This is a genomic window from Jidongwangia harbinensis (genome assembly GCF_020216025.1).
GTDB lineage: Bacteria > Actinomycetota > Actinomycetes > Mycobacteriales > Micromonosporaceae > Actinoplanes > Actinoplanes harbinensis.
The window spans coordinates 379,910-403,553 of sequence record NZ_JAIWNC010000003.1; the positions used below are offsets into that span (position 1 = coordinate 379,910).

Genomic DNA, 23,644 nt, shown 5'->3' on the forward strand with positions numbered 1-23,644 from the left:
GACTACGCTGGCGGGGTGACCAGCTCAACGCTCACCGTGCTCCGTCCCGGCCTGGTCGACTACGTGCAGGCGTGGGACGAGCAGCGGCGCATCCATGACGCCGTGGTGGCCGGCGACCAGCCGGACACCATCCTGCTGCTGGAACACCCCAGCGTGTTCACCGCCGGCAAACGCACCGAGCCCGCCGACCGGCCGTTCGACGGCACGCCGGTGGTCGACGTGGACCGCGGCGGGAAGATCACCTGGCACGGCCCCGGCCAGCTCGTCGGCTACCCGATCCTCACGCTGCCCGACCCGATCGACGTGGTGGCGTACGTACGCCGCACCGAGCAGCTGCTGATCGACGTCTGTGCCGAGTTCGGCGTGACCGCCCAGCGCAATCCGATCGACGGCCGCAGCGGCGCCTGGGTGCTGGCCGACGACCGCGGCCCGGACCGCAAGATCGCTGCCATCGGCATCCGCGTGTCCCGGGGCGTGACCCAGCACGGGTTCGCCATCAACTGCGACTGCGACCTGAGCAACTACGACCGGTTCGTGCCGTGCGGCATCCGCGACTCCGGCGTGACGTCGCTGTCCGCCGAGGTGGGCCGTCCGGTGCCGGTGGCCGAGGTCCTGCCGGTCGTGGAGCGTCACCTGCCGACCCTGCTGGCCTAGCCGGGCGGGGCGGCGGCGCTCAGACGCGGAACCGCGCCGTCAGCGTGTGCAGCCGCTCCGCCATGCCGGAGACCTCGGTCGCGTCGGCGAGTGCGGACTCGGCGTCCCGCGAGGTCTCCGACGCCGCCGCGGCGATCGCCCCGATGGCGTCGGTGATGTCGCCGGTCCGCCCGCTGACCTCGCCCATGCTGCGGGCCATCTCGCTCGCGGTGGCGCTCTGTTCCTCCACCGCCGACGCGATGGTGGTCTGGATCTCGTCGATCCGGCTGATCACCGCGGTGATCTCGGTGATCGCCTCGACCGCGCCGGCGGTGCCGGCCTGGATCGCCTCCACCCGGAGCGAGATGTCCTGGGTGGCCTTCGCGGTCTCCTGAGCCAGATCCTTGACCTCGCCGGCGACCACCGCGAATCCCTTGCCGGCGTCCCCGGCCCGGGCCGCCTCGATGGTCGCGTTCAGCGCCAGCAGGTTCGTCTGCTCGGCGATCGACGTGATCACCTTGACCACGTCGCCGATCTCCGCCGACGACGAGCCCAGCTCGGCCATCGTGGTGTTCGTCCGCCGGGCCATGTCGACCGCGTCGCCGACGACCTGCACGGCCTCGGTGGTGCTGCGCGCGATCTCGTTGATCGACGCGCCCATCTCCTCGTTGCCGACGGCCGTGGTGTCGACGTTCTGCCGCACCGACTCCGCCGCCTCCGCGGTGACTCCGGCCTGGGCGGTGGTGCGCTCCGCGGCCTGCGAGATCCGCTGCGAGACGCCGGCCATCCGGGCCGTCGCCCCGGACACCGCCGCGGCCGACGCGGTCACCTCCCCGATGGTCTCGTCCAGACCCTCGATGACGCCGTTGAGCTGCGACGCCATGGCGGCGAGTTCGTCCGACCCGGGCACCTGGGCCCGGCGGGACAGGTCGCCGTCGCGGACGCCGTCCAGCGCGCCGGCCACCGCCCGTAGCGGCGTGAGAATGCTGCCCGCCACCAGCGCCGCGATCACCAGCAGCAGCAGCGCGGCCACCGCGGCGCCCAGCGCGACGCTCACCGTGGCCGCACGCCGTTGCGCGGCGACCCCGGCGGCCACCTCGTCGGAGTGCTGGTCCAGCGCGTCGCCGACCGCCGGCAGCTCGTCCTCCACGGCGCTGAAGGCCGTGGTGAACTGGGGGTACACGCCGTCGTCCGGTCCCGCGCCGGAGTTCGCCACGACGGCACCGGCCAGGCGCAGGTACTCCGCCACGGTCGGCTCGACCCGGCTGGCCGCCTCCCGTACCGCGGGTGGTGCCTGGTCCGTCCGGAACACGGCGAGCCGGTCCTGCATGATGGCGGTGTGCTCGGTGAGATCCGCGGCGGCCTCGGCGCGTTCCGCGCTGGTGGTCGCCACGAACACGCGCAGCACGTCGCCGCGGATCGCGTCGTGCGCCATGTCCGCCTCGAGCGCGGTCCGGGTCAGGTGCGCCGACGTCTGCAGGTCCCGGGCGTCCCGCTCGGCGGCGGTCAGGCCACGGACCCCCACCGCGGCGCTGACCAGCACGCCGATCAACGCCATGCCGACCAACAGCATCAGTTTGGTCCGCACCCGTCGTCGGCCCAGCCACGCGTACACCATGTCCGCCTCCGTCCCCTTCTCCCCCGATCGGCGCGGGGAGTACGCGGCTGAGCGACAAGGCCCCGATGACGTACCTGCTCTTGATCACCGCCACCGGTACACCAGTGTCGTTCTGGGTCCCGGGAAACGACGCTGGTGTACCAGTGGAGCGCTCCACTGGTACACCAGCGCTCCGCGTGCCCAGCCCGTGCCGACGCACGGCCCGGGGGACCGTCAGGGTGTCAGCCGGTGCAGGTCGCGCGGGAAGGCGGTCACCGCCCGCACGTTCGCCACCCCGAGCAGCCGGGACACGAACCGCTCCAGCCCGATGGCGAACCCGCCGTGCGGCGGCATGCCGTACCGGAAGCCGTCCAGGTAGCCGGCGTACGGGGCCAGGTCACCGCCGAGCGCCCGCACGTAGTCGTCGTAGTGGTGCAGCCGCTGGCCGCCGGTGACCAGCTCGACGCCGCGGAACAGCAGGTCGAAGCCGTTCGACCAGCGCGGGTCCGCGGGGTCCGGGTGGGTGTAGAACGGACGTTTCGCCATCGGGTACCCGGTGACGTAGAGGAACTCGGATCCGTGTTCGCGGCGTGCCCACTCCCCCAGCGCGCGTTCGTGTGCGGGCGCCAGGTCCGGCTCGTCGTCCGGCGCACCGACGATCCGCAGCGCCTCGCGGAAGTGCACGGCCGGGATCTCGGCCGGCACGTCCAGCGGCGCGTACTCCGCCACCGCCGCGGCCATCGCGGTCAGCGTCCGGGTCAGCACGGCCATCACGTCCCGGTGGTCGGCGACGAAGCCGAGCTCGGCGTCCAGGGACGTGTACTGCGCCAGGTGCCGGCCGGTGTCGTGCGGCTCGGCGCGGAACACCGGTCCCACCTCGTACACCCGCTCGAACACCCCGACCATCAGCTGCTTGTAGAACTGCGGGGACTGCGCCAGGTAGCCGGGCCGGCCGAAGTAGTCCAGCCGGAACACGTCGGCGCCGGACTCGGTCGCGGACGCCACGATCTTCGGCGTGTGGATCTCGACGAACCGCTGCTCCCGCAGGGCCTCCCGGAAGGCGGCGGTCACGGTCGCCGCCACCCGGAGCGCGGTGACCCGCGTCGGGTGCCGGAGGGCCAGGGCGGCATGGTCGAGCTGGGTGGGCAGCGTCGCGGTCAGCGCGGGCCGGTGCAGTTCCAGGGGCAGGGGTACGGTGACCGCGCTGAGTACCCGTACCGCCGGCCGGGTCAGCTCGACCCCCGCCGGAGCCGCCGGGTTGGCGGTGACCGTGGCGGTGATCTCGACGACGCTCTCCTCGGCGAGCGTCTCGATCGGCCCGCGGGTGTCGTCGCCCGCGACCACCTGGGTGAACCCGGCGGCGTCGCGGACGATCAGGAACGCCACCGACTTGAGCAGCCGGCGACGGTGGACCCACCCGGCGACCGTCACGGTCTCGCCGAGGTGCCCGGTCAGTTCGGTGGAGAGGATGCGTTGCATGCGGGTGTACCTCCTCTGGTGTCTGCAACGCGGCCCCAGGGAGGTGTGGGCGAGCGGGATCCTCGCGGTGCCACCACACCTTCGCGCCCGGTTTCCCGGGCGCCTCATTGGTCGTGCCGTGGCTCCGGAGTGTCTTCGCGCCCCGGCGCCGGGCCACCTTCTCAGCTTCCGGTGGCTCTCTCCGCCGACGTGGATCGGGACGTTACTCGGTTCCGTCATCGCCGTGCCCGGGACCTTAACAGCACGCTTCGCGCGGGCGAACCGGATTTCCCGTACCGGCGTGAGGGCGCTCACATCACCCGCCACGTGAGCCTCGTCGCCTCCGCACCGTGAACGGCACGTTCCGGCGTAATCTCGGGGATGTGACTATTGCTCCCGAGGGCCGCCGCATGCTGCGCATCGAAGCGCGCAACGCCGAAACTCCCATCGAGCGGAAGCCGCCCTGGATCAAAGTCAAAGCCAAGATGGGCCCGGAGTACACCCACCTGCGCGGACTGGTCCAGCGGGAGGGCCTGCACACCGTCTGCCAGGAGGCCGGCTGCCCCAACATCTACGAATGTTGGGAGGACCGGGAGGCGACATTCCTCATCGGCGGCGACCAATGCACCCGCCGGTGCGACTTCTGCCAGATCGACACCGGCAAGCCGGCCGAGTTCGACGCCGACGAGCCGCGCCGGGTCGGCGAGTCGGTGGCCACCATGGGCCTGAAGTACGCCACGGTCACCGGGGTGGCCCGCGACGACCTGCCCGACGGCGGCGCCTGGCTGTACGCCGAGACCGTCCGGCAGATCCACAAGCTGCAGCCCGGCTGCGGCGTGGAGCTGCTCATCCCCGACTTCAACGCGGACCCGGCCCAGCTGGCCGAGGTGTTCGGTGCCGCGCCCGAGGTGCTGGCGCACAACGTCGAGACGGTCCCGCGGATCTTCAAGCGGATCCGCCCCGGATTCCGCTACGACCGGTCCCTCGACGTGCTGACCCAGGCCCGCGCGGCCGGGCTGGTCACCAAGAGCAACCTGATCCTCGGCATGGGCGAGGAGCGGGCCGAGGTGTCCCAGGCGCTGCGGGACCTGCACGCGGCCGGCTGCGAGCTGATCACCATCACGCAGTACCTGCGGCCCACCCCCCGGCACCACCCGGTGGAGCGCTGGGTGAAGCCGGAGGAGTTCATCGAGCTGGGCCAGGAGGCCGAGCAGATCGGCTTCGCCGGAGTGATGAGCGGGCCGCTGGTGCGCTCGTCGTACCGCGCGGGCCGGCTCTACCAGCAGGCCCTGGCCGCTCGCGCCTGACGCCTACGGCAGGTGGCGCACCTCGGGGAAGGCCGGACCCGGCCCACGGTGCGGCCGGCGGCCGGCGCGGCCGGGAGGAGGCCGCGGCGGGACACGCGTGCGGTGGTCATGGCGTCTCCTCCGGCGTCCGGGGCAGCGCGTTTCCCGCTCCCCCGTCGGGTGTCTCGATGCGGGCGATGAGCTGTTTGAGCCGCGCGACCTCCGCGGCGAGTGCCGTTTGGCCCGCCTCGGTGAGCGTGATCCAGGTCCGGCCGCGCTTCCCGGCGTAGCCCTTCTCGACCTCGACCAGGCCGGCCGTCTCCAGCACCGCGACGTGCTGGGAAAGGTTGCCGGCGGTCAACGCCAACTGGGTACGCAGGAACCCGAACTCCACCCGGCGCGCCTCGTGCGCGATGGTGAGGATGCCGAGCCGGACCCGCTGGTGCACCACGTCGTCGAGCCCGGTGACCGGATGCGGCGAGTCGTTCCCGTCCGGCGCACCGACCGGGCCACTCCCGCCCGGTCCCGGAATGTCGACCGGGCCGCTTCCGTCCGGTGCCGGAGGGCCGGCCGGGCCGGTCACCCGGGCCGCCGCAGGCGTTGCGCCAGCGCGAATCCGGCGCTGCCGAGCAGCAGCACGCCGCCGCTGATGGCCAGCATCGGCGCGAACTCCCACCGGCCTCCCCAGTGGACTCCCCAGCCGAAGTTGATCGGCACCAGCACCACGGCCAGGTAGCCGAGGGCGAACACCAGCAACGCGGGGTGCCGTTCCAGCCAGGCCAGCACCAGCAGCGCCAGCCCGATCGAGCCGCTGAAGTCGGTCAGGCGCAACAGCGCGAGGACGACCCAGGGCAGCGGGCGCCCGGGGTCCGACGGCACCAGGGCATCCGCCGCGACCACGTGCAAGGCGGTGAACAGGGCGACGAGCACGACACCCACGATGGCGTACGGCGCCACCCGGGTGCCCAGCCCGCGCGCCCGGGCGACCCGCAGGTATCCCCCGGCGATCACCAGATAGGCCAGCACCAGCGCCGTCCACCAGTAGATGGACGCGGTCTGGAACCACACCTGGCACACCTCGCCGTCGCCCGACGGACGGCAGTCGCTGAGGACCTCGCGGCCGTAGGCGTAGGCGGGAATCGCGCCGAGGGTCACCAGGCCCAGCACCAGTAGGGGCAGCCACGTCACGCGTTGGGCCAGGCGGACCTGGCGCGCGAGGCGGCGCGTGTCTGCGAGAAGCCGGCGGGGGTCCCCGTCGGCGGGTACCGCATCAGAAGTCATGCCAATAGGTTTGCACAGCAAACCGATTGGCGCCAGCAACAATCGCGAACGAGATGGAACGGAGTGCGCCCAACCGGACCGTGGCCGCCGGGGCTCGCGGTCGTCCCTGCTTGGCTCGCGGTCGTCCCTGCTTGGCTCGCGGTCGTCCCTGCTTGGCGAGCGCGCGGGCTTCCCGGCCCAGGCTCAGCCCGGCCGGCGCCCGCGGATCGCTCAGCTCTCGTCGAGCAGGCCCAGGCGGTGCGCCACCGCGGCGGCCTCCACCCGGTTGGCCACGCCGAGCTTGGCGATGATCCGGGAGACGTGCACGCTCGCCGTCTTCGGGGAGATGTAGAGCCGCTCGGCGATCCGCCCGTTGCTGTGCCCCTCGGCCACCAGCCGCAGCACCTCACGCTCCCGCGCGGTCAGCACCTCGGTGCCGTCCGGCGCCGCCGCGACCGCCGCGGCGGCGGAGCGCAGCCCGAGCCGCTGCGCCAGCGTGTCCATCTGCGCGACGAGGGGCGCCGCGCCGAGCGCCCCCGCGATCGCCGCCGCCTCCTCGACCGCCCCGGCCGCGGTCGCCCGGTCGCCGGCACCGGCCGCCGTCTCGGCCAGCCCGCGGAGGGCCACCGCGAGCGGATAACGCTGGCCGTCCGCCCGCCACGCCGTCACCGCCGCGCGCCAGGCGTCCGGGTCACGGTCCAGGCAGGCGCGGACGTGCGCCTCATACGCCCGGTCGGCCGGACGCCGCACCGGCACGGTCGCCGCCGACTCGCGTACCCGTGCGGTCAGCTCGGGATCGCCGGCCCGGTCCGCCGCCTCGGCCGCGGCCGCGAGCAGCGGCCAGGCATATCGCGGCAGGGCGTCGAGGTCCGGCTCGGCCAGGCCGGCCCCGGCCGCCGCCACCGCGGCCGGATGGTCACCGGCGTGCAGCGCGGCGAGAATCCGCAGCTCGTGCAGCGACAGACGGTTGTCCTGGTTGAGGTAGGGCCGGCCGAGGAAGGCCACCGCCCGCTCGGCCAGCGCCTGCGCGCCCTCGTGACCGCGGGCCAGCCGCAGCCGGGCGCGCAGTCGCATCCACGGCAGGGCCAGCGTGCCGGGCGGGTCCTTGCGGGCCGCCTCGGCGAGCCGGGCGTCGGCCGCGTCCCACCGGCCCAGCGCGATCAGCGCCTCGGCGTGGTTGGCCATCAGGAACACGCCGGTGGTGCGGCTGACCCCGACCCGGTCGGCGTGCGGGACGCCCTCGGCGGCACCGGCCGCGGACTCCTCGTAACGGCCCAGGCGGAACAGGCCGTCGGACGCGTTCACCAGGGCCCGGGCCAGGTTGGGCAGATCGTCGGCGGCGCGGGCCCGCTCGGCGGCCCGGAACATCGCCTCCAGGCTCTCCTCCGTGGGAATCCGCCCGGCGCAGATGCGCCCATACGTGATCATGGTGGAGACCTCGGTGGCGACGTCGCCCAGCTCCACGGCGAGGCCCATCGCCTCCTCCGCGATGCGGCCGGCCTCGTCCAGGTCCACCGCGCAGTACGCCTGCGCCACGTCGGCCAGCAGCATCACCCGCTCCGACGAATTGGGCACGGTCTTGAGCAGGCGGTGGGCCTCGCGCGCCTCCGCCTCGCCGTTGCTGGCACCCTTGTTGCTGAGCAGCTTGCCGCGGCGGACCAGCAGCCGCGCCGCCCGCAACGGCTCGGCATCCGCGTCCAGATCGGCCAGCGCGGCCCGGGTGAGCTTCAGCGCCCGCTTGTGATCCCCCGCCTGGATCGCCGACAGCGCGGTCTCCTCCAGCAGGTCGAGATGGTCGACGCCGAGCCGGCCACCGGCGTCCGGTACCTGCTCCCACAACTCCAGGACACGTTCCAGCAGGCGGGCCTGTTCCGCGTAGGCATAACGCCGGCAGGCGTGGTCGGCGGCCTGCTTGGCGGCCACCAGGGCGCGCGGGCGGTCGTGCGCGGCATACCAGTGGTGGGCGATCTCGGCGGGCGCCCGGCCCATCGCCACCAGCTCGGGCCCGGCCTCGATCGCCCCCGCGTACCGCGAGTGCATCCGGGCGTGCTCACCGGGCAGCAGGTCGTCGTGCACCGCCTCGCGGACCAGGGCGTGGCGGAACTCGTACCCCCCGTCGGTGTCCACCACGATCAGCTGGGCCGCCACCACGGCCCGCAGGGCCGACTCCAGTTCGGCATCGGCGAGGCCGGCCACCCGGGCGAGCAACTCGTGGCCGAAGCGGGTGCCACCCACCGCGGCCACCCGCAGCACCCGCTGGGCCACCTCGGACAGCTGGTCGACCCGGGACAGCAGCAGGTCGCGCAGGCTGTGCGGGATGTCGCTGCAGTCCGGGTCGCCGGACAGCGCGAACTGCTCGATGAAGAACGGGTTGCCCTGGGCGCGCTCGTGCACCGAGTCGGCGGTCCGCGGCTCCGGCTCCGCGCCGAGCAGGTGGGTGAGCATCGCGGCGGTGCCGTCGCGGTCGAGCCGGTCGAGCTCCAGCCGCTGCACCCCGCGGACCCGGTCGAGCTCGGCGAGGAACGGCCGCAGCGGATGGCCGCGGTGCAACTCGTCGGTGCGATAGGTGATCAGCAGCAGGACGTGCGGCAGCCGGGCCGACCGCACCAGGAACCCGATCAGGTCGCGAGTGGACCGGTCGGCCCAGTGCAGGTCCTCCAGCACCAGCACCACCGACCGGTCCTCGGACAGCCGGGCGAACAGCGCCGCGACCAGGTCGAACAGGTAACCCCGATGCGCCTCGACGGCGTCCGGCGGGGCGCCCAGCTCGGGCAGCAGCCGGGCGAAGTCACGCTCCCGGCCCCGTAGCACGGCCGGGCCGTCGGCCTGCACCAGCTCGCGCAGGGCGGCCGCGAAGGGTGCGAACGGCAGCCCCTCCTCGCCCAGCTCCAGCGCCTGCCCGGTGAGCACCCGGGCGCCGTCGGCCTCGGCGGCCCGGCGGAACTCCTCCACCAGGCGGGTCTTGCCGACCCCCGCCTCGCCGCCAACCAGCACGGTCGACGGCTCGGCGCTGCGGGTGCGCTTCAGGGCATCCTTCAGCGCCGCCAGGTCGGCCTCCCGGCCGACGAGGACCTCACTGCTGGAGTACGCCGTCACGGTGTCGAGAATGCCACGGGGGTACGACGGAAATCCCCGCTCGGCGGCCCCGTTCACGAGACGCTCGGCGGCCCCGTTCACGAGGCCGACGGCGCTCGTACGGCCGGCGCCTTCCGGGCCGCCCGCCCGAACCGGCGGTGCCGTCCGGCCCGGGCGGAACCGTGTGCCAGCCGGTAGGCGGCGGCCTCGCGGCGCAGTTCGTCGTTGCGCTGGTGGTACAGGTCGAGCCGGGTTTGCGGGTCGGTGTAGGGGAACATCGCATGTCTCCTCGCGATCGGTCGTTTCCGCTGAGGTCCACTCTTCGGCCGAAGGTGCCGGGCACACATGGGGACGCAGCCTGATATCGCGAGGGCCGGCTACCTTACCGGCCGGACGGCCGGTGCCGAGCCGACGTAAGGCACTTACCCGTGACCACTACACTTCCGGGTATGGCAAAACCCCAGGAGAAGGTGTCGTTCCGCGAGCGGCTGAAGCAGATCGGCCAGGTGTTCGCGTTCACCGCCAAGCAGGACAAGTGGTTCTTGCCGCTGCTCGCCGCCGCGGTCCTGATCCCGCTGTCGCTCACGGTGCTGGTGGTGCTCCTGGGGCTGGGCTGGGTGTGGATCCCGATCGGCATCATGGTCACCCTGCTGGCCGTGCTGATCGTGCTCAATCTGCGGTCCAACTCGGCGATGATGAACGTCGCCGAGGGCCAGCCCGGAGCGGCCGCCCAGATCATGGAGAACATGCGCGGCGACTGGCGGGTCCGTCCCGCGGCCAGCTCGACCACCCAGTTCGACATGGTGCACGTCGTGATCGGCCGGCCCGGCGTGATCCTGCTCGGCGAGGGACAGACCCAGCGGGTACGCACGCTGATGGGCCAGGAGAAGCGCCGCCTCGCCAAGGTGATCGGCAACGCCCCGCTGTACGACTACATGATCGGCTCCGGCGAGGGCGAGCTGTCGATCCGCAAACTGCGCACCACGGTGATGAAGCTGCCCCGCAACCTCACCGGCAAGGACGTGAACGCGCTGGACAAGCGGCTGGGCGCGCTGATGGCACGGCCCCAGATGCCGAAGGGCGCCATCCCCAAGAGCATGCGGCCGTCCAAGGGCCAGTTCCGCCAGCAACGGCCGCGCTGACCACTCCCCGACACTCCGGGGCTCACGGGTGGTGGGCTAGCGCAGGACCACGACGGAGCCGGCCGCTCGGTCGTGCCATCCGCGCCGGCTCGCGTCCGTCACGACCGCCGGGATCAGCAGGGCCAGCAGGATCGCCCGGACGAACGCCCGCCCCAGGCCGATCGCCCCGCCGTCCCGAATCGCGATGCAGCGGAGGCCGGCCAGCGCCATGCCCGGGGTCTGGCCGAACAGGCCGATCAGGACGGTGTTGAGCACGATCAGCACCAGCACCGGCGGCCACGGCACGGCCTGCGGGTTGGCGTAGAACGCGGCCACCACGAGGCAGATCGCCCAGTCGATGAGCAGCGCGGCGAACCGGCGCCCGAAGCCGGCGAGGCGGACCTGCGCCGGGTCGTACGCCGGCGGGGTGTCATTTGCACGAGCTGCCACGAGAGCCAAGGCTAACGGGTTAACCTGCACCAGTCGCGACCCGCTCAGGGCCTCCGTAACATGGCGGAAACAATAGGGATACGCCTGGGCAACTCCGTACCCATAGCGTCGCGACCAGCCTAGCCACACGGCGGCCACGCGCCGCCCCGGTTCGAAAATCCTGTGCCAGGAGGACGAGTGTTCGCCAATCCCGAGGAACTCCTGCGATACCTCAAAGACGAGGACGTCAAGTTCGTCGACGTACGATTCTGTGACCTGCCCGGTGTGATGCAGCACTTCAACATTCCGGTGGAGTCCTTCGACGACAGCGTTGTGACCGACGGCCTCGCCTTTGACGGATCCTCGATCCGCGGGTTCCAGGCCATCCACGAGTCCGACATGATGCTCCTGCCCGACGTCACCACCGCGTTCGTGGACCCGTTCCGGATCCAGAAGACGCTGGCGCTGAACTTCTTCATCCACGACCCGTTCACCCGCGAGGCCTACTCGCGTGACCCGCGGAACGTGGCGAAGAAGGCGGAGACGTACCTGGCCTCCAGCGGCATCGCCGACACCGCGTACTTCGGCGCCGAGGCGGAGTTCTACATCTTCGACTCGATCCGCCACTCCACCTCGGCGAACGAGTCGTTCTACTACATCGACTCGGTCGAGGGCGCCTGGAACTCCGGCAAGGAGGAGGAGGGCGGCAACCGCGGCTACAAGACCGCGTACAAGGGCGGCTACTTCCCGGTGGCCCCGCTGGACCACTACTCCGACCTGCGCGACGCCATGGTGCGCCGGCTGATCGACGTCGGCTTCACCGTGGAGCGTTCGCACCACGAGGTCGGCACCGCGGGCCAGGCCGAGATCAACTACAAGTTCTCGACCCTGCTGCACGCCGGCGACCAGATGCAGATGTTCAAGTACATCATCAAGAACACCGCCTGGGAGCACGGCAAGACCGCGACGTTCATGCCGAAGCCGCTCTTCGGCGACAACGGCTCCGGAATGCACACCCACCAGAGCCTCTGGCTCGGCGGGGAGCCGCTGTTCTACGACGAGACCGGGTACGCCGGCCTGTCCGACACCGCCCGCTGGTACATCGGCGGTCTGCTGCACCACGCCCCGAGCCTGCTGGCGTTCACCAACCCGACGGTCAACTCGTACCGTCGTCTGGTGCCCGGCTACGAGGCCCCGGTCAACCTGGTCTACTCGCAGCGCAACCGCTCCGCCTGCACCCGTATCCCGGTGACCGGCAGCAACCCGAAGGCGAAGCGCGTCGAGTTCCGCGTGCCGGACCCGTCGAGCAACCCGTACCTGTCCTTCTCGGCCCAGATGATGGCCGGCCTGGACGGCATCAAGAACAAGATCGAGCCGCCGGCGCCGATCGACAAGGACCTGTACGACCTCCCGCCGGAGGAGTGGGGTGACGTGAAGCAGGTGCCGGGTTCGCTCGACGCCGTGCTGAACTCGCTCGAGGCCGACCACGACTTCCTCACCGCCGGTGGTGTCTTCACCCCCGACCTGATCGAGACGTGGATCGACTGGAAGCGCGAGAACGAGATCGACCCGGTCCGGCTGCGCCCGACCCCGCACGAGTTCGAGATGTACTACAACGTCTGACCCGTGACGAGCGGCGGTCACGATCGGCTACCGGCCGGCGTGGCCGCCGTTTCGCGTGTCCGGAGCGCGGCGCCGGCGAGGCTGTCCGGGCACATGGGACGGTGGGCCGGACAGATTGTCGTACGGACGCACTACGTTGCCGGGCATGGCTGAATCGAAGCAGATCCTCGTGGCGCCCGGCAGCTCCGAGAACGTCACGGACACCGAGCACATCGGCATCACTTTTGCCCTGGCCGGCGGCAGGTGGGCGGGTCGGCCGGTGTTCGCCTCGGGCGGCAAGGACCGCCTGGTGCGGCTGTGGGACGCCGCCACGGGACAACCCCTCGGCCCGGCACTCACCGGGCATGCGGACGCGGTCAGGTATGCCGCGTTCGCCGGGCCGGAACACGACATTCTCGTCACGGCCGACGACCGCAACGTGGTGTTGCGCTGGGACCTGCGCGACGGCACCCCGCATGCCGAGCCGCTGCTGCGGTCGGAGCACACGATCGCGGGGGTCGGCGAGGCCGTGGTGGACGGTCACGCCCTGGTGGGTGTGGGCACCGAGGACGGGCTGGTGCGGATCTTCGACGCCGGCACCGGAGCGCTCCACGCCGACCTGCACATCGGTGCGGGCCTGAAGATGACCCGCTCGGACGTGGGCGTGCTGGACGGGCAGCTGGTGGCGTTGACGGTCGCGCACGACCCCGCCGTGGACTGCGGGGCGTATCTGGCGACGGTGACCCTGTGGGACGTGGCTTCCGGCGCCCCGCGGCAGGAACCCGGGAAGGTGCCAAACGAGAGCGAATACTTCGGGATCCTCGCAACGGCGAACGACCGGCTCGTCGCCGTCCTCGGATTCGACCCCGCCGAGCAGTACGGCGACGACCCCTACCAGTCCGAATACTTCCTGGACCACATCGGCGACTTCCGGGTGGTCGACGTCGCCGGGGACGAGGAGCTGTTCCTGCTCGAGCACGAGGGTGGCCCGCTGGAAGCGACCGTTGCCCGCTCGCCCCGCGGTGACGTCGTGCTGGTCGCGATGGAGTCGATGCACATCGCGGTCGTGGCCGTGGGTGGCGTCGACCGGCCCGGCGACGTCGAGGAGTCCCGGTACACCTGGCACAGCACGGACCTGTGCAGTGTGGCCGCGGCCGAGGTGGGCGGACGCACCGTGGTCGCCTCCGCCGATGTCGGAGGCATCCGCTTCTGGGACCTGCACGACCCCGGTCCCGGCCTCCATCGCGGCTGACGGTAATCAGAGGACACCGATCGGTCAGCGGCCGGAACGGCACGCGGATCCACCCCCACCCGGGCGTCCCGCGGCGCAGCGCCCGCACCCAGGCGATCGTAGGCGCGACCATGGACGCAGTCTGTGCTCTGCGCAGCCGGCTGCGGGACGTGTTCTGGATCGGTGGCGGCAGCGGAGCCGGCAAGTCCACCGTGGCGCGCCGCCTGGCCGCCCGGTACGGCCTCCACCTGTACGCCACCGATGACGTGATGTCCGACCACGCCCGGCGGAGCACTGCCGGTGACTGCCCGTTCCTGCACGAGTTCATGGCCATGGACATGGACGAGCGCTGGCTGGACCGGTCGCCGGAGGTCATGCTGGACACCTTCCACTGGTTCCGGGGTGAGGGGTTCGGCCTAATCGTGGACGACCTGCTCGGCCTGCCTGCCGGCACCCGCGTGGTCGTCGAGGGCTTCCGGCTGTTGCCGCGCCTGGTGCGGCCGTTGCTCGGCGGGACCGGCCGGGCCGTGTGGCTCCTGCCGACGCCCGCGTTCCGGCGGGACGCGTTCGAGAGCCGGGGGTCGCTGTGGCGGATCGCCGGCCGGACCAGCGACCCGGAACGGGCCCTTCGGAACCTGCTGGCCCGCGACGCCGCGTTCACCGAACGCCTGGCCGTGGAGGTGCACGACCTCGGCCTCCACGCCGTCGAGGTCCACCCGGCGATGACCGAGGACGACCTGACGGCGCGGGTGGCCGCGGCGTTACGCCTGACCGGCCGGCCGGGTCCCGGACAGGCAGATCCCGGGCAGGCGGTCGGTCGCCACGGCTGACCGGTCGCCGACGGGTCACCGGCCTCGTCGTCGAGCACGCCTAGGGCAGAATCGACCCGTGGATGTGGCGGTGCTCGGGCCGGTCGAGGTGCGCACCGACACCGGGGACCCGGTGCCGGTCGCGGGCGCCCGCCTGCGTACCCTCCTGACGCTTCTGGCTCTGGACGCCAACCGGATCGTGTCCGCGGACCGCCTGATCGACGGGGTCTGGGGCGACGACCCGCCGGCCGGGGCGGGCAACGCCCTGCAGGCCCTGGTGTCCCGGCTCCGGCGGGTCGCGCCGGGCCTGGTGGTGGAGGCCGCGCCGGCCGGCTACCGGCTGGTCATCGAGCCGGACCGGGTGGACGCGCACCGGTTCGCCCGGCTGGCCGCCGAGGATCCGGCGACGGCGTTGCGGCTGTGGCGGGGGCCGCTGGAGTTCCCGGACGCGGCCCGCGCCTCCGCGGCCCGGCTGGACGGGCTGCGGCTGGCCGCGCTGCGCGGGCGGATCGCCGCCGACCTGCGCGCCGGGCGGGCCGTCGAGGTGGTGGCCGAGCTGACGGAGCTGGTGGCGGCGCACCCGCTGGACGAGCCGTTCGCGGCGCTGCTGATCCGGGCGCTGCGGGACACCGGCAGCCCGGGCCGGGCGTTGCAGGTGTACGAGACGACCCGGCGGCGGCTGGCCGACACGCTCGGCACCGACCCCAGCGCCGAACTCGCCGCCCTGCACCTGGAGCTGCTGCGGTCGCCGAAGGCGGCGCGCGGGAACCTGCCGGCCGAGCTGAGTTCGTTCGTGGGGCGGGACGCCGAGGTCCGCACGGTCGCCGAGCTGATCGGCGCGCACCGGCTGGTCACGCTCACCGGCCCGGGCGGCAGCGGCAAGACCCGGCTGTCCGTGGAGGTGGGTGCCCGGGTCCCCGGCGACGTGTGGCGGGTGGAGCTGGCGCCGGTCACCGATCCGGCGGAGATTCCGGCGGCGATCCTGACCGCGTTGCGGCTGCGCAGCCGGGTGCTGGTGGACCGGCCGGGCCGGGGCGCGGCGTCCGAGGGCATGGAGCCGCTGACCCGGCTGTGCGAGGCGGTCGCGGGCCGGGAGATGGTGCTGATCCTGGACAACTGCGAGCACCTGATCGGCGCCGCGGCCCGGGTGGCGGACCAGGTGCTGCGGGCCGCGCCGGGGTTGCGCCTGCTGGCCACCAGCCGGGAACCGCTGGGCCTGCCGGGTGAGCGGCTGTACCCGGTGGAACCGCTGGCGTTGCCGCCGGTGGACGCGACGCCGCGGGTGGCGGCCGGCTATCCGGCGGTGCGGCTGCTGGTGGAGCGGGCCGGTGCGGGCCTGACGCTGGACGGCGCGACCGCCGGGCCGGTGGTGCGGATCTGCCGGGCGCTGGACGGGATGCCGCTGGCCCTGGAGCTGGCCGCGGCCCGGTTGCGGACGCTCCCGGTGAACGTGCTGGCGGACCGCCTGGCCGACCGGTTCCGGCTGCTGACCGGCGGCAGCCGCACCGCGCTGCCGCGGCACCAGACGTTGCGCGCGGTGGTGGACTGGAGCTGGGATCTGCTGACCGAGCCGGAACGGCAGCTGTGGCGGCGGTTCGCGGTGTTCCACGGCGGCGCGGACGTGGCGGCGGTGGAGACGGTCTGCGCGGCCGACCTGGACCTGCTGGGTGCGCTGGTGGACAAGTCGCTGCTGACCCGGTCCGGCGACCGGTACCGGATGTTGGAGACGATCCGGGAGTACGGCCTGGAGCGGCTGGCCGAGGCCGGCGAGGCGGAGTCGATGCGCCGCGCCCTGGCCGGTCACCTGCTCGCGCTGGCCCGGACGGCGGAGCCGGCGCTGCGCGGACCGGACCAACTGGTGTGGCTGCGGCGCCTCACCGCTGAACACGACAACCTGCACGCCGCGGTCCGTTCCGCCGTCGCGGCCGGTGACACCGCGACCGCGACCGCCCTGGTGGCGTGGCTGGGCTGGTACTGGTGGCTGAGTGGGCACCGCTCGGAGGCGCTCGCGCTGGCCCGGGACGTGCTGGCGATGACCGGGCCGGCGGACACCGACGAACGGGCGCTGGCGTACCTCTTCGGTGCCCTGCACGGTGTCGAGGGCAACGTCGGCATGGACGTGGTGACGGGCTGGTTCCGGCAGGCCGAGCGGCTCGCCGCGGAGGGTACCCGGCCGCACCCGGCGCTGCGGCTGATCGGGCCGGCGGCCGGGATGCTGCAGGGCGGGTGGGACGGCGTGAACCCGGCCGGGCTGACCGTGCTGCGGGAGGATCCGGACCCGTGGCTGCGCGCCGCGGCGTACCTGATGACGGCCTTGATCCGGATCAACTTCGGGCAGCCTACGGAGATCGCGGAGGCGGAGATGCGTACCGCGCTGGCGGGTTTCCGGGGGCTCGGCGAACGCTGGGGCATCGGGTTCTCGCTGAGCGCGCTGGGCGACCTGGCGGCGGCCCGCGGCGACTTCGCCCAGGCGGTGGCCTGGCAGCGGGAGGCGATCGCGCTGGTCCGCGAGGTCGGCGTCCGCGAGGACGTGCCGCAGATGCAGGCGAAGGCCGCGCACCAGCTGTGGATGGCCGGTGACCGGGCCGAGGCGCGGCGTCTGCTGCGCGAGGCGATGGCGGGTGCGGACGAGGTCGGCGTGCCCGAGGTGACCGCGTCGGTGCTGTACGGGCAGGCCACCATCGCCCGGGAGGACGGCGACCTGGACGAGGCGCGGGCCCGGATGACGGCCGCCCGGGCGCTCTTCGAGGAGTCGCACATGGCGCCGCAGTGGCGCGGCATGGTGCAGTCCACGCTCGGCCTGATCGAGGCCGCCGCGGGTGATCTGGCGACGGCCCGGCGGCTGCACGCCGAGGCGGTGGAGCTGGCGGTGTCCTCGAAGGATTCCCCCGTGGTGGCGATGACGCTGGCCGGCGCGGCGGACCTGGCGCTGCGCGACGGGGATCCGGCGCGGGCGGCCCGGCTGCTCGGCGCCGCGGTGGCGGTGCGCGGATCGGTGGACCGTACGCTGCCCGACGTGGACCGGGTGGAGCGGACCGCCCGGGCCGCCCTGGGCGACCCGGGCTTCGACACCTGCTACGCCGAGGGGCAGTCGGTGACGGTGGCGACCGCGATGGCGGCCACCGGCCTACACCCGCCGGCGGAACGCCCAGACGGAGAGCGGCGCGAACACCGCGAGCAGCGCGGCTGCCCACAGTAGAGCCTGGGTGACCGGCCCGGCGACCGGGCCGCCGTTGAGCAGCCCGCGGATCGCGTCGGCGAGGACGGACACCGGGTTCACCTTCACCCAGGCCTGCAGCCAGCCCGGCATGGAGTCGGTGGGCGCGAACGCGTTGCTGGCGAAGGTCAGCGGGAACAGCAGCACGAACCCGAAGATCTGCACCTTCTCCGGCGCGCTGACCAGCATCGCCACCAGCACCGACATCCAGGACGCGGCCATCCCGAAGACCAGCAGCAGCCCGAACGTGCCGAGCACCTCGAGCGGGCCGGTGGCGACCCGGAAGCCGAGGATCATGCCGACGCCGAGCAGGAGCGCCACCGCCCACGCCTGCTTGATCATGTCGGCGACGATCCGGCCGGCCAGCGGTGACCAGCGGGCGATCGGCAGCGAGCGGAGCCGGTCGAACACGCCCTTGGACAGGTCGGTGTTCAGTCCGACGCCGGTGTTCAGCGTGGCGAACAGCAGGTTCTGCACGATGATGCCGGACAGGCCGAACGCCAGGTAGTCGCCCGGCGACCCGGCGATGGCACCGCCGAAGACGTACGTGAACAGCAGCAGGAACATCACCGGCTGCACGCTGAAGTCGAGCAGTTCGAACGGGTTGTGCTTGATCTGGACCAGCGTGCGCCAGGCCAGCGTGCCGGTGTGCCGGAGGCCGTCGGCGATGCGCACCCGGGGTTCGGCGGCAAGGACCGTCATGCGGGCACCCCTTCCGGTGCGGGCCGGCCGGTGAGGCTCAGGAAGACCTCGTCCAGGCTGGGACTGCGCAGCGCGAGTTCCGCGACGGCCAGGCCGCCGTCGTCGAGCCGACGGACCAGGTGGGCGAGCGCGCCGGGGTCGGTGACCGGGGCGGTCACCACGCCGCCGGTGGCGTCCACCGGTCCGGCGGCGACCAGGCGTACCAAAGCGACGATCATGTCCAGGTCCGCCTCGGCGGACGGGCGTACCGTCACGGTCTGCCGTCCGGTCCGGGCCTTGAGCTGGTCCGACGTGCCGGTGGCGACGACCCGGCCGTGGTCGATCACCACGATCTCGTCGGCCAGCTGGTCCGCCTCGTCCAGGTACTGCGTGGTGAGCAGCACGGTGACGCCGTCCGCGACCAGGCCGCGGACGATGTCCCACATCTCGTTGCGGCTGCGCGGGTCCAGGCCGGTGGTCGGCTCGTCCAGGAACAGCAGCCGGGGGCGGCCGACCAGGCTGGCGGCCAGGTCCAGCCGGCGGCGCATGCCGCCGGAGAACTTGCCGGCCGCCCGGTCCGCCGCGTCGTCCAGGCGGAACTCGGCGAGCAGTTCCCGGGCGCGCGCCTTGGCGTCACGGCGGGGCAGGCCGAGCAGCCGGCCGATGAGGATCAGGTTCTCCGCGCCGGTCAGCGTCTCGTCGACCGACGCGTACTGGCCGGTGAGGCCGATCAGCCGGCGCACCTGGTGGGCCTCGCGGACGACGTCGTAGCCGCCCACCGTGGCGTGGCCCTGGTCGGGGCGGAGCAGGGTGGCCAGCACCCGCACCGCGGTGGTCTTGCCCGCACCGTTCGGCCCCAGCAGGCCCAGCACGGTACCGGTGCGGACGGCGAGGTCGACGCCGGCCAGGGCGGTGGTGTCGCCGAAGCGTTGCACCAGCCCCTCGGCGACGATCGCGTTCGTCATGGTGGTGTCTCCCGTCGTGGTGGTTACGACGGAAGACTGCGCCGCTCCCCTGACATCTCCCTGACGTCCGCGCCGGCGTCGGTGTCAGCGCGTGTCAGCGGCATCCAGATCAGCAGCGCCAGGCCGACGTAGACGTAGATGTTGCCGCCGAGCAGTTCCAGCGGCGGCCGCGGCCGTTTCTCCCACACCCACAGCAGCCGCGACGTCATCAGCAGATAGGCGACCGCGCCCAGGTACAGCGGTCGGCGGTCGCGCGACGTCAGCCCGGTGTCCACGCACCGGATCAGCGCGGGCAGCAGCCACACGCAGTGGTGCACCCAGCTGACCGGGCTGATCAGGCAGCCCAGCACGCCGGTCAGCGCGAGGCCGCCGACCACGTCGGCCCCGGCCCGGCGCACCCGCCAGGCCCACAGGGCCAGAACCGCCAGGACCAGGACCACCCACACGTACGGCGCGACGGCGTCGATCGGCAGCCGGGCGAGATAGCCGCGCAGGCTCTGGTTGGAGACGTACGACAGCACGCCGACCCGGTTCGTGTCCCAAAGCGCCGACGTCCAGAACTCCCGCGACTCGTCCGGGAACACCGCGGCGGCGACCAGCGTGGCCCCCGCCGCCGTGCCCATGGCGGTCAGGGCCGCCCGCCATCGGCCGGTGACCAGCAGGTACAGGATGAACACGCCCGGCGTCAGCTTGATCGCGGTGGCCAGCCCGATGCCCACGCCCGCCCAGCGCCGGCCGCGGCCCACCCCGAACAGCACATCGGCCGCCACCAGAGCCAGCAGCAGCGTGTTGACCTGCCCGAACGTGATCGTCTCGCGGACCGGCTCGAACGCGACCGCGAGGCACAGGGCGACGGCGAACGCGAACCAGGCCGACCGTCCGGGGCGCGGCGCCAGCCACCACACGAGCAGCCCGGTGGTGCCCACGGTGGCCACGGTGGCCAGCACCACGACGGCCGCGAACGGCAGCACCGCCATCGGCGCCATCAGCAACCCGGCGAACGGCGGATAGGTGAACCCGTACGGCGTGCCGGGGCGCAACCAGTCGTAGACCATGCCGGCGTCGTCGTACCAGTACCGGATCGCGCCGTAGTAGACCTTGGAGTCGAAGAACCCGTTGCGCGTCTCGGCCAGCCACACGATGCCCACGGTGAGCAGCACGAGCCCGGCGACGATCGACACTTTTTTGATCATGGCCGTCGCCCTCGCCGGACCAGCAGCACCACGACCAGGGCGGTCATCGCCACCGCGCCCTGCGTCTTGACCGCGAGCGCCAGGTTGTACCCGTCCGGCAGGCACAGCACACCGGCGACCGCGCACGGCAGCACCAGCCACCGGGTGTCCCGGCGCTGCGTCGCGGCCAGCACGGCCAGCGGCCAGGTGAGATACCACGGGTGGAAGACCGGGGCCAGCGCGACCGTCGCGGCCAGCGCCAGGCCCGCGCCGAGCAGCGCGTCGCTGCGCCGGGCCCGCCAGCAGAGCGCGATCAGCACCGCGACCAGGACGGCGATGCCCAGAACCCGGGTCACGGGTACGGCCTCCCAGCCGGCCCCGAACGCCTGCCCGGCCAGGTTCACCGTCATGCCGACCGCGGTCGACGGCGACGTCCACTGCACCGAGGCGCCGCTGCCGGTGAGCCCGCGGATCCAGCCGAAGCCCAGCCCCGAGGCGAGCGACACCCCGGCCAGCACGGCGAGCGCCCCGCCACCGACCAGCACCGCGGGCCGCACCAGCGTCCCCCAGCGCACTACCGCCGGCTCTCGCACCGCGGGCTCTCGCACCGCCGGGTCTCGCACCGCCGGGTCTCGCACCGCCGGGTCGGGGCGACCGGCCCGGGCCGCCGCCAGGACCGCGAACGGGAGGACCACCAGGGCGGTCGCCTTCACCCCGACCGCCAGGCCGAGCAACGCGCCGGCGGCCAGCAGCGGCCCGGCCGCGCGCCCCCGGGCCGCCACCGCGAGGCCCGCCACCAGCAGGCCGACCATCACGGCGTCGTTGTGCGCGCCGGAGACCAGGTGCACGGCGACCAGCGGGCAGGCCAGCGCCAGCCACACCGCCCGCTTGAGATCCACTCCGGTGCGGCGGGTCAGCGCCGGCAGGCTCACCGCGATCAGCACCACGCCCAGCACGGACACCACCCGCAGCGCGGCCAGCACCCCGGCCAGCGAGCCGCCCAGCGCCGACGCCGCCGCGGCGATCAGCAGGAACACCGGCCCGTACGGCGCCGGCGCGTCCCGCCAGGTCGGCGACACCGCGTCCAGCCACGGGCACCCCAGCGCCTGGACCCCGGCCGCGTACGGGTCCAGCCCGGCCGCGAGCGCATGCCCCTGACAGGCGTACGAATACACGTCGTAACTACCCAGCGGCAGCACCGGCAGCAGCGGCAGCACCCAGAGGGCGGCCGTCAGGTACGCCCACCGCGCCGACGGCACGACGGTCCGGCCGTACCACCACGCGCCGGTCAACAGGACCGTGCCGAGCAGCCAGGTCAGCGGCGCCAGCAGGCCGCTCTGTCCGGCCAGGACGGTGCCGGGGGTCATGGTCGGCTGCCACGGCCGGTCCGCGCCGCCCGCGTACGCCGCCACCGCCAGCAGCACACTTCCCGCCAGGCCCGCGGATCGGACGAGCGCGGGCCGGGACATGGCGGCCACCCTACCGTGACGCGCAGCGACCATCGGGCAGCCCGGTATGGTCGGCGGCGTGTGGAGCCGGCGCGGGGAGCGGTGGGTCGTCGCCGGGCTGCCGGCGGCGCTCGCGGTCGCGTACCTCCTGCTCCCCCGGATGGGCTCGGACCTGTCCGCCCAGGTCGCCCGCGCCGGGTTCTTCGCCGAGCACGGCTGGACCCCGGTGGACCTGCGGTGGTACGGCGGCGTCAACCAGCTCGGCTACAGCCTGGTGTCGCAGCCCGTGATGGCCACGCTCGGTGTCCGGGTCACCGGCGCGCTCACCCTGGTGCTGACGTCGCTGGCGTTCGCCACCCTGCTCCGCCGCACCGGCGCGGCGCGACCCCTCGCCGGGGCGGTGCTCGGCACGCTGTGCATCGCCGGGAACCTGGTCTCCGGCCGGGTGACGTACGCGATCGGTGTGCTCTTCGGCGTGCTCGCGCTGCTCCTGCTGACGTATCCCCGGCTGCGCTGGGCCGCCGCCGTGTCCAGCCTGCTGGCGTCCGCGGCCAGCCCGGTCGCCGGCCTGTTCCTCGGCCTGGCCGGCGTGGCGCTGATCGGGTCCGGCCGGATCCGCCGCGGGCTGGTCGTCGCGGTGCCGGCCGCGGTGCCGCTGACGCTGATGGCCGGGCTGTTCGGCGACGGCGGCTGGATGAACATCGGCCGCACCGACGCGCTGCGCGCCGTGGTCACCAGCCTGCTCGTCGCCGCGCTGGTGCCGCTGCGCCCGGTCCGGATCGCCGGCCTGCTGTCCGCGGGCGGGGTGCTCGCCGCGGCGCTGGTGCACACGCCGGTCGGGCTGAACGCGACCCGGCTGGTGACGATGTTCGCGCTGCCGGTGCTGGCCGCCTACGCCGCGGTGCCGGCGCTGCGCCGCCCGGCCGCCGCGGCAGAGGACCCGCCGCCCGCCGGCCACACCGATCGCCGGGTGCCGGTCTGGGTGCTGGTGCCGGTGCTGGCCGCGGTGTGCTGGTGGCAGCCGCCGGTGGTGGTCGCCGACGTCGCCGACCTCGGCAACCCCACCGCCGAACCGGAGTACTTCGCGCCGCTGCGGGACCGGCTCGCCGCCCTCCCGCTGGCCGGCCGGGTGGAGATTCCGCCGACCCGGGCGTACTGGGAGTCGGCGTACCTCGGGGAGGTGCCGCTGGCCCGCGGCTGGCTCCGGCAGGCCGACATCGACCGCAACCCGCTGTTCTTCGCCACCGTGCCGGGCGCCGCCGGCACCGGGGTGCCGCTGACCGCCGAGAATTACCGCGCCTGGCTGGCCGACCATTCGGTACAGTACGTCGCCGTGCCGGACGCCGAACTGTCCTGGGTGGGCCGGGCCGAGGCGCAGTTGGTCGGGCGCGGTCAGCCCTACCTGCGGCCGATCTGGTCGGATCGGCACTGGCGGCTGTACGCGGTCGCCGATCCGCAGCCGATCGTCGCCCCGCCCGCGACGCTGGTCGCGCACACCGCCGCGAGCCTGACGTTCGACGCCCCGGCCGGCGGCAACGTCGCGATCCGGGTGCGGTACCACCGGTGGCTGCGGACGCCGGGGGCGGTCGTCGCGGCGTCCGGCACGTGGACCGTGGTCCGGGTGCCCGCCGCCGGCCGTTACACGCTGACCAGTTAGGAC

Annotated in this window: 19 protein-coding genes; 8 read left to right on the forward strand and 11 right to left on the reverse strand. The window is 73.3% G+C overall.

Annotation, left to right across the window (positions count from 1 at the left end; all coding sequences use genetic code 11):
• The first annotated feature begins 15 nt into the window (after positions 1 to 15).
• Positions 16 to 654: a lipoyl(octanoyl) transferase LipB gene (gene lipB, locus LDL48_RS06515; RefSeq protein ID WP_225254070.1), complete on the forward strand. Its 639-nt coding sequence runs from the start codon at positions 16 to 18 to the stop codon at positions 652 to 654.
• A gap of 19 nt (positions 655 to 673) precedes the next feature.
• Here the strand turns inward: lipB and LDL48_RS06520 are convergent, their stop codons facing one another.
• A complete protein-coding gene (locus LDL48_RS06520) occupies positions 674 to 2,251 on the reverse strand; it encodes a methyl-accepting chemotaxis protein (protein WP_225254071.1) in 1,578 nt (525 codons plus the stop codon).
• Positions 2,252 to 2,464: 213 nt separating this feature from the next.
• Positions 2,465 to 3,709, reverse strand: a complete 1,245-nt coding sequence (aspS, locus tag LDL48_RS06525; RefSeq protein ID WP_225254072.1) for an aspartate--tRNA(Asn) ligase — start codon at positions 3,707 to 3,709, stop codon at positions 2,465 to 2,467.
• Between the two features lie 389 nt (positions 3,710 to 4,098).
• Here aspS and lipA point away from each other — a divergent pair, with 389 nt between their 5' ends.
• Entirely contained in the window at positions 4,099 to 4,995 is an 897-nt protein-coding gene (lipA, locus tag LDL48_RS06530; RefSeq protein ID WP_225254142.1) for a lipoyl synthase, read from the forward strand.
• 106 nt (positions 4,996 to 5,101) lie between these two features.
• Here lipA and LDL48_RS06535 read toward each other — a convergent pair whose 3' ends face one another.
• The 4 genes from LDL48_RS06535 to LDL48_RS06550 form a co-directional block, all read right to left on the reverse strand.
• A complete protein-coding gene (locus LDL48_RS06535; protein WP_372472058.1) occupies positions 5,102 to 5,506 on the reverse strand; it encodes a transcriptional regulator in 405 nt (134 codons plus the stop codon).
• A gap of 47 nt (positions 5,507 to 5,553) precedes the next feature.
• Positions 5,554 to 6,255 carry a hypothetical protein gene (locus LDL48_RS06540; protein ID WP_225254073.1) on the reverse strand — a complete coding sequence of 234 codons (702 nt, stop codon included), beginning with the start codon at positions 6,253 to 6,255 and terminating at the stop codon, positions 5,554 to 5,556.
• A 210-nt stretch (positions 6,256 to 6,465) separates the two neighbouring features.
• Positions 6,466 to 9,330, reverse strand: coding sequence for a helix-turn-helix transcriptional regulator (locus LDL48_RS44405; protein WP_225254074.1), 2,865 nt, complete (start codon positions 9,328 to 9,330; stop codon positions 6,466 to 6,468).
• A gap of 77 nt (positions 9,331 to 9,407) precedes the next feature.
• The gene (locus LDL48_RS06550; RefSeq protein ID WP_225254075.1) at positions 9,408 to 9,587 is read right to left on the reverse strand and encodes a hypothetical protein; all 180 of its coding nucleotides are present in this window, start codon (positions 9,585 to 9,587) and stop codon (positions 9,408 to 9,410) included.
• Positions 9,588 to 9,758: 171 nt separating this feature from the next.
• On the opposite strand from LDL48_RS06550, the gene LDL48_RS06555 reads away from it, so the two are divergent.
• On the forward strand, positions 9,759 to 10,451 hold the full coding sequence (locus LDL48_RS06555; RefSeq protein ID WP_225254076.1) for a DUF4191 domain-containing protein: 693 nt from the start codon (positions 9,759 to 9,761) through the stop codon (positions 10,449 to 10,451).
• A gap of 36 nt (positions 10,452 to 10,487) precedes the next feature.
• Here LDL48_RS06555 and LDL48_RS06560 read toward each other — a convergent pair whose 3' ends face one another.
• Entirely contained in the window at positions 10,488 to 10,880 is a 393-nt protein-coding gene (locus tag LDL48_RS06560) for an RDD family protein (RefSeq protein WP_225254077.1), read from the reverse strand.
• Positions 10,881 to 11,057: 177 nt separating this feature from the next.
• On the opposite strand from LDL48_RS06560, the gene glnA reads away from it, so the two are divergent.
• From glnA to LDL48_RS06580, 4 genes are all read left to right on the forward strand, one after another.
• Complete coding sequence (glnA, locus tag LDL48_RS06565) at positions 11,058 to 12,482, forward strand: type I glutamate--ammonia ligase (RefSeq protein WP_225254078.1); 1,425 nt, start codon at positions 11,058 to 11,060, stop codon at positions 12,480 to 12,482.
• Between the two features lie 145 nt (positions 12,483 to 12,627).
• Entirely contained in the window at positions 12,628 to 13,713 is a 1,086-nt protein-coding gene (locus LDL48_RS06570) for a WD40 repeat domain-containing protein (RefSeq protein ID WP_225254079.1), read from the forward strand.
• A 110-nt stretch (positions 13,714 to 13,823) separates the two neighbouring features.
• Complete coding sequence (locus tag LDL48_RS06575; protein ID WP_225254080.1) at positions 13,824 to 14,522, forward strand: AAA family ATPase; 699 nt, start codon at positions 13,824 to 13,826, stop codon at positions 14,520 to 14,522.
• A gap of 58 nt (positions 14,523 to 14,580) precedes the next feature.
• Positions 14,581 to 17,700: an AfsR/SARP family transcriptional regulator gene (locus LDL48_RS06580; protein ID WP_225254081.1), complete on the forward strand. Its 3,120-nt coding sequence runs from the start codon at positions 14,581 to 14,583 to the stop codon at positions 17,698 to 17,700.
• Here LDL48_RS06580 and LDL48_RS06585 read toward each other — a convergent pair.
• From LDL48_RS06585 to mptB, 4 genes are read right to left on the reverse strand one after another with little or no spacing between them, the layout of a single operon-like run.
• Positions 17,629 to 18,420, reverse strand: a complete 792-nt coding sequence (locus LDL48_RS06585) for an ABC transporter permease (RefSeq protein ID WP_225254082.1) — start codon at positions 18,418 to 18,420, stop codon at positions 17,629 to 17,631. The two genes, LDL48_RS06580 and LDL48_RS06585, sit on opposite strands and share 72 nt — an antisense overlap.
• Positions 18,417 to 19,364 (reverse strand): ATP-binding cassette domain-containing protein, encoded by a 948-nt coding sequence (locus LDL48_RS06590; RefSeq protein ID WP_225254083.1) that lies wholly within the window; start codon positions 19,362 to 19,364, stop codon positions 18,417 to 18,419. Before LDL48_RS06590 ends, LDL48_RS06585 begins: the two co-directional genes overlap by 4 nt.
• Positions 19,365 to 19,387: 23 nt before the next feature.
• Positions 19,388 to 20,557: a glycosyltransferase 87 family protein gene (locus LDL48_RS06595; protein ID WP_225254084.1), complete on the reverse strand. Its 1,170-nt coding sequence runs from the start codon at positions 20,555 to 20,557 to the stop codon at positions 19,388 to 19,390.
• Positions 20,554 to 22,005 carry a polyprenol phosphomannose-dependent alpha 1,6 mannosyltransferase MptB gene (mptB, locus tag LDL48_RS06600; protein WP_255627468.1) on the reverse strand — a complete coding sequence of 484 codons (1,452 nt, stop codon included), beginning with the start codon at positions 22,003 to 22,005 and terminating at the stop codon, positions 20,554 to 20,556. The genes LDL48_RS06595 and mptB overlap by 4 nt, the downstream gene beginning before the upstream one ends.
• Before the next feature lie 46 nt (positions 22,006 to 22,051).
• Here mptB and LDL48_RS06605 point away from each other — a divergent pair, with 46 nt between their 5' ends.
• Complete coding sequence (locus LDL48_RS06605) at positions 22,052 to 23,641, forward strand: hypothetical protein (protein WP_372472054.1); 1,590 nt, start codon at positions 22,052 to 22,054, stop codon at positions 23,639 to 23,641.
• Positions 23,642 to 23,644 lie beyond the last annotated feature (3 nt).